Here is a 14,892-nt window from a genome sequence, read left to right on the forward strand (position 1 = left end):
TTACTGGAGGTAGAGGTCATATAGGTCATACCGGGTACGCCGTTGATGACTTTTTCCAGGGGCATCACCACTGTCTTGGCCACCACCTCAGCATTGGCTCCCCGGTATTTGGCCCTCACAGATACGGAGGGCGGGGCTATATCGGGGAAAAGCGCTATAGGCAGGGATATAAGAGCCAGTAGTCCCAGCAGGACAAAGAACAGCGATATGACCAGTGAAAGGACCGGTCTTTTTATAAATTTTTCAATCATTTGTTTTTAATCTAAGGGCTGGTTCTGTGAATCCTGGGTCAAGGGGGCTGGTAGCCTTTCTTCCTGTAGATCGACAAGGTTGGGCTGAATTTCCATGCCTTCCCTCATATTCTGTATTCCCTCATATACTATCCTGTCTCCTGGTGCCAGTCCACTTTCCACAATGTAGTAATGGGAAAACCTGGACCTCGGAATGAAGCTTTTGGCCGAAACAGTATTATCACTGTTGACTACATAAACATAGGTGCGGTCCTGGATCTCAAAAGCTGCCTTCTGTGGCAGGATGATGGCATCCTTTACTCTGTTGCTCACTACTATTTTTCCTGTAGCTCCATGTTTCAGCAACCTGGTGGGGTTGGGAAATTTTGCCCTGAAAGCTATAGCACCCGTACGGCCACGAAATTCACCTTCCATTGTTTCTATCTGTCCTTCATGAGGGTATATGGACCCATCTGCCAAAATCAGTTTCACCTTTTTGTATCCCTCTTCTTTTGTCTTGATGTATTCAAGGTATTCCCGTTCGGAAACATTAAAGTAGACATTGATAGCTGAGACATCCGATACAGTGGTGAGCAGATTGCCCCGCTCAATGAGGCTTCCTATCCTAAAAGGGATACGGTCTATAATCCCGCTAAAGGGGGCCTTGATTTCGGTATAGGACAACTGTACAGTAGCGTTTTTCTCAGCAGATCTCGCCTCTTCTATTTTTGCCAAAATGGCTTTGTGGCGTGAAAAAGCCACGTTCAGTTCAGATTCTGAAATCACATTGTTGTCCACGAGCATCTTAAGCCTTTCCACCTCATATTCCAGGGCCCTTGCCTCAGCGATGGCACCTTCCAGATTGGCATTGGCCTTTGCCAGTTCGGCCTGATATTCCTCCTGATTGGTCTTAAACAGTACCTGACCCCTTTTGACATAGTGCCCCTCGTCCACGAGTATTTCTTCCAGAAAACCCTGAACCCTTGCCCTTAGCTCCACATTCTGAACCGCTTCTATATCGGCAACATATTCCCGGTACAGCACAGTGTCCACCGAATAAACTTCATAAATAGGAACTGAGGGCATTGATTTATTTTGGGTAGTGCCATGGGTTTCAGATCGGCAGCTGCTGATAAAACTAACAAGGATAATCCCAAGGCCAAGCTTTAGGAATATTTGGAATAATAATCTCATTATTGAATTTTTGAAAATTGTTTTTATTTACCGGGCAAAATGCCGGATTTATCTAAACCTTTACCACCTTTGGGTTATTCTTAAACGATTTTATAACCTTTAAAGATAGGGTTATAATCCCCTTTTTAGTATCTTTTTTTATATAAAGGTCTGCATTCATGTGATGAGTGAGATCCGCGGGTTTGATGTTCCGATTTCACCGAAAAAGCAAGTATTCCTCAACAGATTTTCATCCCGGTTATGAAATTTGTCCATCCTTTAGTATACCATTTATTCATCAACAGAATCATGATCATGATCTGATTTTCAACCGTAATCTTGATAGATTCAAAAATTGTTTGTAGTATCCTATCATTCTAGCCAACAATCAACCCAAATCCTGATGAAAAAATGCTTTCTGCTGATTATTTATTTAATAGGTAATATTTCAATTGCCAACTGTAGTGATATCATTTCAATTACCTATAATACCCAACTTGAACAACTTTCTTTTGCTGTCAATAATTTGAAGGAACAATTGTTTTACAAGGGGAAACAATTGCGTATCAATGAATTCAAAAGTAGTTCAGGAGAAAAGGATATTCTTATTATCACCAAAGGAGATATACAAAATCCTTTTGATACCATGGTAGCCGAGACTGATTTTGAAGGATTGAAGTCTGAAGGTTATAGATTTAAAAGGGTAAATAATAGCCATACACTCTTGGTACTTGCCTCAGATGAAAAAGGCTCTGCTTATGGCGTGCTGGAATTGAAAGAGCATCTTGAATTGAACCCGAATTTAAAAGAAATCAAAGATAAAGTGGTCAATCCGGCATTTGAATACCGGATTGTCAAATACAACCTGCCTTGGTCACCTTATAGATCCAATCCGGCAACAGAGATCCATACGCATATCAGCAGGGATATTGCCTTTTGGGAAAAATTTCTGGACATGATGGTTGAAAACCGGCTTAACGTGCTTTCACTTTGGAACAACCACCCATTTCCATTTATGATTATTGCTGAGAACTATCCAAAAGCAAGCCCATTTAGCGAAGATGAAATGGAGGAATGGAAGACTTTTTGGAAAACACTTTTTAGGATGGCCAAATTAAGGGGGATACAAACATTTATTGTCAACTGGAATATTGTGGTTTCTCCAGAATTTGCAGAGGCCTATGGCGTAAATGAATACAATGACCTTTCTGATGTTGTGAAAAAATACACAAAAGAATCAGTCACTCAGATGATCAATGAATACGAGGATTTGACGGGCATTGGGGTGACATTGGCAGATTGGATGGGGAATTTTGGTGAAAAAGAAATGACGCCGCAAAAAAGGGAAGATTGGATTGAAGAAACCATTGTAGCCGGCATGAAAGAAGCAAATAGACCTGTTAAATTCATCCATAGATCTGTACTGGCAGGTGATCCTATAGCCATGAGGGAATTGATTGATAGGGCAGGATTGGAAGAACCGGCGTTGGTTGAGATCAAATTCAACTGGTCACACGGACATTCCACTCCCAAATTGGCTATCACACATGATTACCATTCCGGAGAACTGGATGACAGATTTTGGAATCCCATACCCGAAAATTACAGGATTCAATGGATGATAAGAAATGAGGATTTTTTCATTTTGAGATGGGCACAGCCTGATTTTATCAGAGCGCATATCAATGAGAATGCAAAAGAATATGTCAATGGGTACTTTATTGGTTCCGAGGGATATATTCCGGCAATGGACTATTCTCACAAGCCTTCTCCGATAAAAACCTGGCAGTATGCTTTTGAAAAGCAATGGATGTTTTATAAAACCTGGGGACGGCTGCTTTACCAACCGGATACGCCCGATAGTTATTTTATCCATCAATTTGAACTGAGATATGGAGAGGGCAAGGGAGCGCCACTTTTGGAAGCTTCTAAATTGGCAAGTAATATGCCTTTGAGATTGGCTTCTTTTTATAGATCAACTTGGGACTATACGCTTTATTCCGAAGGATTTATTGAAGCTGAACCTTCCTCTAAAACGGAATGGTTCGATAGGTCATCTCCCTTTATTTCTATTGACCAACTGATCAACCATGAAACATTGGATCCCGACATGATTTCGATAGTCGATTATTCCAAAAAGACCATGAACAAAGAAAAAATCGGATCTGATCAAATCACACCGCTTGCTTTGGCAGAGTTATCTGAAAATGACAGCAAGCGGGCCTTGGAGTTGATAGGTCCTTTATATTCCCAAACCAATGAATATTCCGGAGCGCTTGAGTCCGAATTGGATGATATCTCTACTTGGAGTTATTTGGGGATTTACTTTGCCGATAAATTAAGGGCAGGTGTTGCACTTCAGGATTTTAGAAATACCGGTGATATTGAGAAAAAGAAACTGGCCATTGGCCTCTTGGAAAAATGCCTTGAGCATTGGGATCAGGTCATAAAATACACTAAGGACAGGTATAACCCCACACCACATGTAAGCACGCAAAGATATGGGGAGAATTTCACGGAATTCTCTTGGGAACTCCTGAGGCCTCAGGTTAAAAGAGATATTCAGATTGCAAAAGATTCAAAATAAACCCTCAAAAAATGAAAGACCATCCAAACCCAAACTTGGACCAATTTGAAGAATCAACAGCGTTAACACGGAGAAATTTCATACAGTTGGGAACTGTCCTGGCAGGTGGGGTGATGCTAAGCCCTGCCATGGCCACTGTTAAGTTAAACAAATGGTCCATGGAATCCCCAAATAGTCAATGGTACCATAAACCCGTAAGGATTATGCATACAGTCCTTAGGGAAATTGATGCAAGAAAATATGACGCAGGTAAGGTGGTGGATTATCTCAAAAAAGTAGGATACAACACAATGTGTGTAAATGCCGGGGGAATTGTGGATTTTTTCCAAAACCCATTGCCTGCAGGAAACATCAATAAAGAAATGGGTAATCGGGATATCTTGAGGGAAATCTCAGATGCCTGCCACAAAGAAGGGATCAAAGTCATCGCAAGGATAGATTTCAGAGGGGTTGAAGAACATGTTTACCAAAGATTTCCTGATTGGTTTATGAAGGACAAAAATGGTGACCCGGTTAAACTGACTTACACCAAGCCCCAACTTTATGCTTCCTGTTATCTTGGCAAACACAGAACGGATTATGCAAATCAATATGTGACTTATGTCTTGAAAAACTACCATGTTGATGGAATATGGCATAATTCTCCCGGGTTCAATGGCATCTGCTATTGTACTTCCTGCCAAAACTCTTTCCATAATTTCTCAGGTAAAAATCTCCCTGATGCCAACCGGTCTTCAACAGAAGAAATCAATGAATACATGGCCTGGAAAAGAATAGAGGCAGACCGGTATATGGGAAGAATAAAAAATACGGTTAAATCCTTTGGGGATGGTAAAGTTTACACGGCAGAAATATTCAGTATCTATGATGTCGGTCAGCAATTGGATTGGGGAATAGGGTTTGAAAATGCAAGGAACCATTTTGATATTTTAGTCAGTGTCGCCTTTATGACCGGCCATGGGGCAGACAAATATTACTTCGATTTGAATTATGGAACCACCATCATCAAATTTTTAAAATCCATGGTTCCTGATAGAGAGGCAGTGGTGATGTATGGCGGAAACGGAACATCGCATAGATTGGTGGCAGACCCATCGATCGACCTTAAAATCTGGCTTTGGCAGATATTGTCAGCAGGAGGCCGCTTTTGGAATTGTTATTTTACAAACGTACCTACCCTTAGCTATGACAACAGGAATGCTTTCAATGAAACTGAGGCATACAATTTTGTTAGAGATCATGAAGTTCTTTTGGAACAACATATTCCATTTTCAAATATTGGGATTTACTACTCCAATGCCACGAGGGAATCCTACAGAAAAAAATCTGAGGATGAAGAAAGTTTTGGAAATGAAATCAGAGGGATTGAGACAGTTTTGATGGAAAACCATATACCCCATGATTTTCTTTTGGACGATCACATTACTGAAAAAAAACTCGAAAAATACAAACTGATAATCCTTCCAAATGTAAAATGCCTTTCTGAAACAGAGATTGGACTGCTAAACACTTTTGTCAGCAACGGCGGTAAATTAATTGCCACATATTCTTCCAGTCTATTTGATGAAAAAGGTGTCGAGCTTGAAAATTACGGATTGAGCGAATTGTTTGGAGTTGATTATGCAGGGAAAAGGGAAAATACCAAAAGTGACAATTACCAGTATATTCTGGAAAAATCACATCCTTTGGTCATAGAGGACAGTGGTGAAACCGAGTTGCTGTTCAATGCAGGATACACGGCACTTTGTAAACCTTTTGCCAATACAAAAGTTATATGCACCTGGGTTCCAACAATCCATAATCAACCACCTGATAAAGCTTGGGTGGATTCATTTTCCACAGAGTTCCCAACGATCACTGAAAATAATTATGGTCAGGGAAAGGTCATATACTTTGCAAATCAGCCGGATTTATTGAGCCATGTGATTGGTCATGCAGATCCCAGAAACCTCTTAGGAAGAGCAGTCAAATATCTTGTTGGAAATGAAATCCCTGTAGAAACCAATGCGCCTCCTAGTGTCAATTTGGGTTTGACTACGTCCCTGAAGGAAAAAGGACAATATATACTTTCCCTTGTAAATACCACATCCGGTCCGGTACGTCCCATCAGGGAACTGATACCCGTTCAGGATATTACAGTAAAAATCAAAATCCAGGGTGAGTCATATAAAAATTCAAAAATCTTAAGGTGTCAGGGAGATTGCACGGTCAATAAATCTGGAGATGGTTTTGAAGTCAAAATCAGTAAGCTTCAGGATTATTTTTCCATGCATTTTACCATGGGGTGAAAATTCAGCCCGTTCCTCAAATTAATTTAGTTTTTTTATATTCGAATAATTTAATATGAATATCCGCTTCCATCTTCGTCAGCAGGCTTCTTCGGTCTTCCGACTTCCAATTTCGGACTTCGGACTTCCAAAAAGCAAGGGAATAAGATTACTTCTATCAATGCCTATACCCTCAATAATATATCATGTTACTTCAACTCATTGGCATAACCAAATATTTTCCCGGAGTCAAAGCATTGGAGGCTATTGATTTTGAGCTGAAGGAAGGAGAGATACATGCTTTATGTGGGGAAAATGGGGCGGGGAAAACCACCCTAATGAATATCCTGACCGGCAATTTGCAACCCGACCATGGGCAGATCCTTCTTAAAGGACAAGAAATAAGTATTTCTGGTCCAGGACATGCCGCTTCCCTCGGGATTGCTATTGTTTATCAACAATTGAGTCTGGTTGACACACTTTCTGTGGCTGACAATATTTTTGCCAATACCCAGCCTCTGAACAGTTGGGGAATGATCAATCATCAGGAGCTATTCAGAAAAACCAGAATGCTTCTTGAAGATCTCAAAATCAAGAATATTTTACCTGACACCCAGGTTTCCGGACTTTCACCCGGACAAAAGCAAATGGTGGAAATTGCCAAGGCATTATCCAAAAACCCGGATATCCTGATATTGGATGAGCCAACAGCCTCCATTACGGATCAGGAAACTCTTATCCTATTTGATTTGATGCGGAAATTGAAATCTGAGGGAAAAGCCATTATTTACATCTCCCATAGGATGCAGGAAATTTTCCGGATTGCCGATAGGGTTTCGGTTTTGAAAGACGGAAAGTATCAGGGAACAAAACCCATCCATGGGATAACAACCCAACAGTTGATCCAAAAAATGGTGGGAAGGGAAATATTGGAAGAAGTAAAAAGGGGTTCCTCAGTAGGGAAAGAAGAATTGCTTAGAGTCACAGGTCTATCGGGCAAAGGTTTTGAAGATATCAGTTTTTCATTGTACAAAGGGGAAATTGTGGGTTTGGGAGGTTTGGTCGGAGCCGGCCGCAGTGAAATAGCCCAGGCTATTTTTGGATACCTACCCGGTACATCCGGAACCATTCACCTCAAGGGAATCAAAAAATCCATCCAACATCCCGCCGATGCCATCAAAGCCGGAATCGGTTATATCCCGGAAGAAAGAAAATCCCAAGGGCTGTTCATGAACCGCTCAGTCACTGACAATATTCTGGTCAGCAGTCCGGAGGCCGCCATGGAGAACAATGTTTTCAAAGAACCGCTTGCTGATAAAATAGCCATGGAATACAGGGAAAAACTTAACATTGTCACACCCCATGTCCTCCAGAAGGTTTCCCTGCTCAGTGGCGGCAACCAACAAAAAGTGGTGTTGGCAAGGTGGCTGTTGGCTGATCCCGATATCCTTATCATCGACGAACCCACACATGGGATAGATGTAGGTGCGAAAGCGGAAATTTATCAGTTGCTCCGAACGCTTTTGGCCAAGGGAAAAGGTATATTGCTTATATCTAGTGAACTTCCGGAGTTACTGGCTTTATCTGACAGGATCATTGTCATCAAGGCCGGTAAAATATCAGGAGAATTGCGTGGGGATGAAGCAAGTGAGGAAAGCATCATTTCACTTGCTTTTTGAAAGGCATGGTCAGTGGGGACACTGACCACGGCGAATATCAGTAAATTGAGTTTTATTTGAATATAATCTAAAAAAGTAATATCAGTCATATCCATCCATCTATGATAAAAAAGATTCTTCAAGACCGCGTTTATTTTTTGGCCTTTGTAATATTAGTGGTATGTATTGCCGCAAGTATCCTCTTTCCAAGAAATTTTCCGACTTTTGAAAATTTAAGCCAGTTGCTGCTAAATCTTTCCATTGATACCATTGTGGCCGTAGGGATGATGCTGTTGCTTATCTCCGGGGTATTTGATCTATCTGTTGGATCCATCGTAGCCTTTATTTCCGGGATTGTCGCTCATCTGATGTTTTTCATGGAAGTCCCTGTTCCCATCGCCATCGGTTTGGGGTTGATAGCTGCCTGTTTCGTCGGTTGGATCAATGGTTATTTGATTGCATACCAAGGCATCAATCCCCTTATCCAAACCCTTGCAATGATGGGGATCTTACGGGGAGGGGCATTGTTGGTCGCCGGATCGGGAATCCATAACCTTCCCTATTGGTTCAACGCCATCGGACAATCCAGGCTGTTGGGCATTCAGATGCCGGTGTGGTATATGATTATCATCGTCCTTCTTTTCACCTTTTTAGTCAATAAATCAATCTTTTACAGGCGCTACTATTATATTGGTGGAAACGAAAAAGCCGCTGAGCTTTCCGGAATAAGGGTCAAAAAAATGATCATGATCGCTTTTGTGATTTCTGCTGTATTGGCAGGTATTGCTGGGATTTTATTGGCCTCCAGACTGGGGGCTGCCATGTCCACTTTGGGAAGGGGGATGGAACTCAGGGTCATAACCGCGGTAATCCTCGGGGGAGCCAGTTTAACAGGCGGGGTTGGCAAAATACCGGGTGCCTTGTTGGGTGCCTTGTTTATGGGGATAGTGGCCAATATCATGGTGATCTCGCGAATATCAGGACTTTGGCAGGACATCATTTTGGGTGTTATTTTGATTGCAGCGGTTTGGTTGGATATGTTTGTACAAAGGAAGAATAAATAAAAGGATGGCTGGATTTAAAAACTTAATGATGAACATGAATAACTCCAATTCTCACAATAGATTTGTTTTTATAGCAAAATGGACGGGACAAAGCCTGGATCCAAGCACCGGACATTTCAGCTTTAGATCGGAGATCTGTGGGATCTTAATCTTAACATTGATCCTTTTTTCCTGTGAACTTCCCTCAAGACAAAACCTAGGAGAATCAAAAACAATATTAAGAACAGTTACCGGTGAAATTGTCATACAAAATGAAGAGTATGTCATGGTGACCACCGCCATCAGCATGCCTATGTACGTCAACCATGATCAGGCTGCCTTCAAGCGTTGGGGTGAAAAAATGGGAGTTAAAGTATCCATTTTGGGACCAGCCGAATGGGATGTTCCCCTTCAGATTGAGACCATAGAACAGGTGATCGCCACACGTCCCACCGGTCTGCTGATCAATGGAACTGATCCGGGAATTGCTCAGGCCATCAACAAAGCCGTGGACGCAGGCATACCTACCGTTGTGTATGATTCTGATATTCCCAATTCCAAAAGGCATGCCTTTTTGGGCACCGACTGGTATCAGATAGGCGTGATGCAGGGGGAAGAAATGGCCAAGTTGATTGGCGGAAAAGGAAAAGTCGCCTATATGGGCATCCTTGGATTGAACAATATGGAACAGGGTTTTCAGGGACTTTTGGATGTTTTTAAAAATTATCCGGAAATTGAAGTTGTAGGAAAATATGATGACAAAGCCAATGTGGAAACTGCGGCGAGAATAACGTCCGATTTGCTGGCAGCCCATCCTGATCTGGCAGGTATCTGTGGGTTTGATGCCAATTCCGGACCGGGAATAGGACTTGCCATAAAGGAGGCCGGCAAAGTTGGAAAGGTAAAGGTAACCACCGTTGATTGGGAACCGGAACATCTTCAACTGGTGAAAGAAGGCGTGATCCAAATGCTTGCAGGGCAAAAAAGGGAACTCTTCACCTGGTACGGTGCCCAGTTTCTATATGACATGGTACACAACACCAATCCATTATCTTCAAATGACGCCGCATTGGGCATTACAAATGTACCTACCACGGTAAATACCGGTCTTTTGAAGATTACAAAGGAAAATGTACATGAGTTTTAAGCATTAAAAGCCATGGAAAGGAAATTAAAATTTGCAGTAATCGGAACGGGTTTCTGGGCGGATTATCAGATTCAGGCTTGGAAAGAAACGGATGCGGTGGCATTGGTGGCTGTCTGTGACACAGATTTGGAAAAGGCTAAAAATGCCGCTTCCCGGCATGGTGCCGCCGGGTATTATCAGGATGCGTCTGAGCTTTTGGATATAGAGGAACTGGATTTTGTGGATATCATCAGCAGCATTCCCAGCCATGCTCCGTTGGTAAAAATGGCCGCCATGGCAGGCATCCATGTCATTTGCCAGAAACCCATGGCAGAAGAATGGGAAACCTGTCGGCAGATGGTCAGGGTTTGTGAGCAGGCAGGCATCAAATTTTTTATCCATGAAAACTTCAGGTTCCAAACACCCATCAGGGCCTGTAAAACTTTCCTGCAGGAAGGTAAAATAGGGACTCCGTTTAAGGCCCGATTAACATTCTGTTCAGGTTTTCCTGTCTTCGAAAACCAACCGGAACTTGCGAAACTGGACCGGTTCATCATTATGGATCTTGGTGTACATATTTTGGATGTCTCACGGTTTCTGTTTGGCGAGGTAGAACGGATTTATTGCCAAACACAAAAAATCAACCCTAAAATAAAAGGTGAGGATGTCGCCAATATTTTGATTACCATGCAAAATGGATTAAATTGTTTTATTGAAATTTCTTATGCCTCCGTTTTGGAGGAAGAAACCTTTCCCCAAACCCTTATCCTCATTGAGGGGGATGCCGGATCCCTCCGCCTGGACAAAGACTTTATCATTACTTTGACACAAAAAGGAAAAGACAGTGAAGTTATAAAGGCCGATCCACCCCAATTTTCCTGGGCTGATCCCAATTACGCATTGATACATTCCTCTATCGTCGCCTGCAACCAAAATATTCTTGCGGATCTATTGGGAGAAGCTAAAGCCGAAACCACAGGTAGTGACAACCTGAAGACCGTTGAACTGGTATTTCTTAGTTATGAATCCGACCTTCAAAACAAGCCATTAAATCCGAAAAAATGAACAGACTTCACGCTACTTATTTGATCGAAACCAGCTTTGAACTTGAAAAAGCCATTAATACCATGGCGGGTGAGCAATCCACGGGGACTTTTGTAAAGATTCCCGGTGAATCCAGGGAATTGATGGAGAAATATGCGGCGAAAGTGGAAAATATTGAGGTTCTCGGAACCGTAGCGGCTCCTTCACTTCCGCATGCCAAACACAAAAACAATCCCATCCAACAAGCCAGGATTACCCTGAGCTGGCCAATGGAAAATATCGGATTCAATCTACCCAACCTGATGGCAACCGTTGGCGGCAATCTCTTTGAACTTGGGCAGTTTTCAGGACTGAAACTTCTGGACATACGGTTACCGGATGCTTATGGAAAATATTTTGATGGACCCAAGTTTGGTATCCAGGGCACATTTGACAGCTTGGGCATTTCCGGAAGACCCATATTGGGCACTATTATCAAACCAAGTGTGGGGCTTGATGCCGAAGCCACAGCCAATCAGGTTAAAACCCTGATTGAAGCAGGACTTGACTTTATTAAAGATGATGAATTGATGGGTTCCCCGGAATACAATCACTTTGAGGACAGGGTTGATGCCTGTATGGCCGTGATCAATGATTATGCGGACAAAACCGGATTTAAACCGATGTACGCCTTCAATATCAGCGGTACCATTGATGAAATGTTGAACCGGCATGATTATCTTTTGGAAAAAGGAGGAACCTGCATCATGCTGAACCTCAACTGGGTAGGGTTCAGCAGTATCCAGCATATTGCCAAACACAGCCAAATGCCGATTCATGGCCACCGAAACGGTTGGGGAATATTTTCCAGGCACCCGCTACTGGGGATGGAATATCCTGCCATCTCCAAGGTTTGGCGGATGGCGGGTGTGGACCAGTTGCACTGCAATGGCATTAGAAATAAGTTTTGCGAAACCGATGAATCGGTAATAGCTTCCATTAAGTCCTGCCAAAATCCCTTATGGTCTTTACAGGACCGCGCTTTGCCGGTGTTGTCTTCCGGCCAATGGGCCGGACAGGCTTTTGATACCTTTGAGGCCATTCAGAATACAGACTTGATGTACCTCTGCGGAGGCGGAATCATGGGGCATCCCAGCGGGATTGCAGCAGGAGTGGAAAGCCTAAAATATGCCTGGCAGGCTGCAATGGAGGGTCAAAGTGTTTCTGAGGCCAGGGAAAAGTATAAAGTCGTGGACGAAGCATTTCAGTTTTTTGGATGAAAGACAACTTGGACATATTATTGGGATATTACGGGGATGATTTTACAGGCTCCGCCGATGTGATGGAGGTTTTGAGTCTGATGGGAATTCCCACAGTTTTGTTTCTCAATGCCCCTGATCAAAATGAAATTGACCGGTTCGTATTCAAAAACCGGGCTTTTCCGGATTTTAAGGTGCAGGCTTTTGGTGTAGCCGGCATTGCCAGAAGCCTTGCTCCCCTGGAAATGAAGGAAGAACTGGAACCCATTTTTCAAAATATGAGAAAGATCCCCTTTCGGTATTTTCATTATAAAATCTGTTCCACATTGGACAGTTCACCGGAGATCGGGAATATCGGTGTGGCCATGGATGTGGCGGAAAAGTATTTCCCTAGCCTCTTCATCCCATTATTGATAGGATTTCCTACGCTGAACCGCTTCGTGGTATTTGGAAATCTTTTTGCAAGGATCAGGGATACCGTTTACCGTCTGGACAGGCATCCTGTGATGTCCAACCATCCTGTCACACCGATGCAGGAAAGTGATGTCCGGCGGCATTTGCAGCGGCAGATGGATCGGGAAATGGCTTTGGTGGATGTAATACAACTGGAAAAGTTGGATGCAATTCCCTTAAATCAGCTTATATTCAATGAAAATTCAGAAGACAAAGTCCCTTTGCTTTTGTTTGACACCCTTAAAAATGATCATTTGATTCCCATCGGAAAGTGGATTGAAAAAAACAGCCTGTCCTCCCATCAGCTTTTACTGGGTTCCTCAGCAGTAGAATATGCCTTGGGACATGTTTATGGGGCGGCAAAAGACTTGAAGATAGAGTCCATATCTGTTACTCCCATCCTCGTTGTATCAGGAAGTTGTGCCCAGACTACTGCCGATCAGATTTTACACGTTGAAAAACTGGGCTTCACCTGTATCCGCATTGCAGTGGATAATCTATTTTCAATTGAATTTTCTAAACAGGAAATGGAAAGAGTCACAGATGCCGCATTGTCTTCCCTGAAATCAGGACATCACACCGTTATATATTCCGCCCTAGGCCCGGATGATCCCATGGTCAAAACTACTTTGAAACAGCAGCATGCCCAACCCCAGTGGATAGCACATTGCCAGGCCGAGATCACCGGCAGGCTACTGGAAGCTTTTCCATTAAAAAGACTGGTAACCGCAGGAGGAGATACTTCCGGATACATTTTGAAAAAATTGAAAATCAGTGCTTTGGAATTCTCCAATATTTTGGCACCGGGAGCCCCCTTGTGTCAGGCACATGCTGAAAACCCGGCGGTGGATGGGATGGAAATTGCCATTAAAGGAGGTCAAAACGGTACTGTCAGATATTTTGAATTTGCCCAAAAAGGTGGTGTTAATTAGGACGGAAGACTGAAGACGGAAAGATGAAGGATGCAGGAAACAAAGGATGAAGGAAAAAGGTGGAACGTCATTGCGAGTTCCCAACATTTTGTAAATGTTCAGAATAGGAATGACATCAAGACGGGCTGCAGACCTCTCCTGACGTCGAGGTGACAAGGCAAAGTCCTGTAATAGATTCGAATGCTATTTATAATTCTAAACCATCAATTTCAAAATCTGTCATTGGTAGGAGCACTTAAGATGAGCGAAACAATTTGAAAAACTAAAATAAACCTAAAACGAATCATGGAAAAACCAATTAAAGTTACCCTTGTAGGAGCCGGTGGAAAAATGGGCTATCGGTTAAGTAATAATCTGAAGGACCACCCTGAATATCAAACCAGTTATCTTGAGATAAGTGAGGCAGGCCTGGAAAGAATGCGTGAAATTGGGGTTTCCCCTAGTGAAGCCCAAGAATGCGTGCCGGATGCCGATGTGGTTATTTTTGCCGTGCCGGATGTGGCCATGGGCAAAGTGACGTCCCAACACATTCCCAACATGAAACCTGGATCAATCGCCATGTTTTTGGATCCGGCTGCACCTTTGGCGGGGCACTTGCCTGAAAGATCAGACATTAGTTTTTTCGCCACACATCCCTGCCATCCCTCTGTTTTCAATTGGGAGCCTGTGGAGAAATCCCATTTTGATTATTTTGGTGGTATTGCAGCTAAACAAAACATTGTGTGCGCATTGATCCAAGGATCAAGGGAGCATTATGAAGTGGGAGAAAATGTGGCAAAGGTCATCTATGGTCCGGTGACCAAGTCCATAGAGGTCACCATCGAACAGATGGGAATTCTTGAACCCGCACTTTCCGAAACCTTCTGCGGTGCATTGATTACCATTATGAAGGAAGGGATGGATGTGGCCATAGAAAAAGGAGTGCCTAAAGAGGCCGCCTATGAATTCCTCATGGGGCACATTAACATAGAATTGGCCTTGCTGTTTGGACAGCTTCCCGGCGGTAAATTTTCCGATGCTGCCATCAAGGCCATTGAAATCGGAAAAGGAAAGATGTTCAAGGATAACTGGAAAGAAATCTTTGAACCCGAATCCGTTAAAGAGCAGATTAAGGCCATTACCTAAACCAATAATGTGAAAT

Annotated in this window: 11 protein-coding genes; 9 read left to right on the forward strand and 2 right to left on the reverse strand. The window is 42.9% G+C overall.

The window, feature by feature from the left end; translation table 11 throughout:
- Positions 1-251, reverse strand: a 251-nt coding sequence (locus tag ACEW8O_RS26220) for an efflux RND transporter permease subunit (RefSeq protein WP_373497591.1), incomplete at its 3' end; no start/stop codon positions are given.
- Between the two features lie 6 nt (positions 252-257).
- Positions 258-1,424 (reverse strand): efflux RND transporter periplasmic adaptor subunit, encoded by a 1,167-nt coding sequence (locus tag ACEW8O_RS26225; RefSeq protein ID WP_373497592.1) that lies wholly within the window; start codon positions 1,422-1,424, stop codon positions 258-260.
- Positions 1,425-1,806: 382 nt separating this feature from the next.
- Between ACEW8O_RS26225 and ACEW8O_RS26230 the strand changes: the two genes are divergently transcribed.
- The 9 genes from ACEW8O_RS26230 (at position 1,807) to ACEW8O_RS26270 (ending at position 14,876) form a co-directional block, all read left to right on the forward strand.
- A complete protein-coding gene (locus ACEW8O_RS26230; protein WP_373497593.1) occupies positions 1,807-3,990 on the forward strand; it encodes a hypothetical protein in 2,184 nt (727 codons plus the stop codon).
- 11 nt (positions 3,991-4,001) lie between these two features.
- Positions 4,002-6,278: a beta-galactosidase trimerization domain-containing protein gene (locus ACEW8O_RS26235; protein WP_373497594.1), complete on the forward strand. Its 2,277-nt coding sequence runs from the start codon at positions 4,002-4,004 to the stop codon at positions 6,276-6,278.
- 185 nt (positions 6,279-6,463) lie between these two features.
- Positions 6,464-7,936, forward strand: a complete 1,473-nt coding sequence (locus tag ACEW8O_RS26240; protein WP_373497595.1) for a sugar ABC transporter ATP-binding protein — start codon at positions 6,464-6,466, stop codon at positions 7,934-7,936.
- 101 nt (positions 7,937-8,037) lie between these two features.
- Positions 8,038-8,979 (forward strand): ABC transporter permease, encoded by a 942-nt coding sequence (locus ACEW8O_RS26245; RefSeq protein WP_373497596.1) that lies wholly within the window; start codon positions 8,038-8,040, stop codon positions 8,977-8,979.
- Positions 8,980-9,013: 34 nt separating this feature from the next.
- Positions 9,014-10,105 (forward strand): substrate-binding domain-containing protein, encoded by a 1,092-nt coding sequence (locus tag ACEW8O_RS26250; RefSeq protein ID WP_373497597.1) that lies wholly within the window; start codon positions 9,014-9,016, stop codon positions 10,103-10,105.
- A gap of 12 nt (positions 10,106-10,117) precedes the next feature.
- Complete coding sequence (locus ACEW8O_RS26255; RefSeq protein WP_373497598.1) at positions 10,118-11,149, forward strand: Gfo/Idh/MocA family protein; 1,032 nt, start codon at positions 10,118-10,120, stop codon at positions 11,147-11,149.
- Positions 11,146-12,387, forward strand: a complete 1,242-nt coding sequence (locus ACEW8O_RS26260; RefSeq protein WP_373497599.1) for a ribulose-bisphosphate carboxylase large subunit family protein — start codon at positions 11,146-11,148, stop codon at positions 12,385-12,387. Before ACEW8O_RS26255 ends, ACEW8O_RS26260 begins: the two co-directional genes overlap by 4 nt.
- On the forward strand, positions 12,384-13,751 hold the full coding sequence (locus ACEW8O_RS26265; RefSeq protein ID WP_373497600.1) for a four-carbon acid sugar kinase family protein: 1,368 nt from the start codon (positions 12,384-12,386) through the stop codon (positions 13,749-13,751). Before ACEW8O_RS26260 ends, ACEW8O_RS26265 begins: the two co-directional genes overlap by 4 nt.
- A gap of 285 nt (positions 13,752-14,036) precedes the next feature.
- A complete protein-coding gene (locus ACEW8O_RS26270; protein WP_373497601.1) occupies positions 14,037-14,876 on the forward strand; it encodes a phosphogluconate dehydrogenase C-terminal domain-containing protein in 840 nt (279 codons plus the stop codon).
- Positions 14,877-14,892 lie beyond the last annotated feature (16 nt).

The sequence above is a fragment of the Aquiflexum sp. genome, from assembly GCF_041749095.1.
In the GTDB taxonomy this organism is placed as follows: Bacteria; Bacteroidota; Bacteroidia; order Cytophagales; family Cyclobacteriaceae; genus Aquiflexum.

Excerpts from the sequence above, each read along its gene's own strand:
- ACEW8O_RS26225 (WP_373497592.1), bottom strand. The coding sequence starts at position 1,424 with ATGAGATTATTATTCCAAATATTCCTAAAGCTTGGCCTTGGGATTATC.
- ACEW8O_RS26230 (WP_373497593.1), top strand. The coding sequence starts at position 1,807 with ATGAAAAAATGCTTTCTGCTGATTATTTATTTAATAGGTAATATTTCA.
- ACEW8O_RS26235 (WP_373497594.1), top strand. The coding sequence starts at position 4,002 with ATGAAAGACCATCCAAACCCAAACTTGGACCAATTTGAAGAATCAACA.
- ACEW8O_RS26240 (WP_373497595.1), top strand. The coding sequence starts at position 6,464 with ATGTTACTTCAACTCATTGGCATAACCAAATATTTTCCCGGAGTCAAA.
- ACEW8O_RS26245 (WP_373497596.1), top strand. The coding sequence starts at position 8,038 with ATGATAAAAAAGATTCTTCAAGACCGCGTTTATTTTTTGGCCTTTGTA.
- ACEW8O_RS26250 (WP_373497597.1), top strand. The coding sequence starts at position 9,014 with ATGAATAACTCCAATTCTCACAATAGATTTGTTTTTATAGCAAAATGG.
- ACEW8O_RS26255 (WP_373497598.1), top strand. The coding sequence starts at position 10,118 with ATGGAAAGGAAATTAAAATTTGCAGTAATCGGAACGGGTTTCTGGGCG.
- ACEW8O_RS26260 (WP_373497599.1), top strand. The coding sequence starts at position 11,146 with ATGAACAGACTTCACGCTACTTATTTGATCGAAACCAGCTTTGAACTT.
- ACEW8O_RS26265 (WP_373497600.1), top strand. The coding sequence starts at position 12,384 with ATGAAAGACAACTTGGACATATTATTGGGATATTACGGGGATGATTTT.
- ACEW8O_RS26270 (WP_373497601.1), top strand. The coding sequence starts at position 14,037 with ATGGAAAAACCAATTAAAGTTACCCTTGTAGGAGCCGGTGGAAAAATG.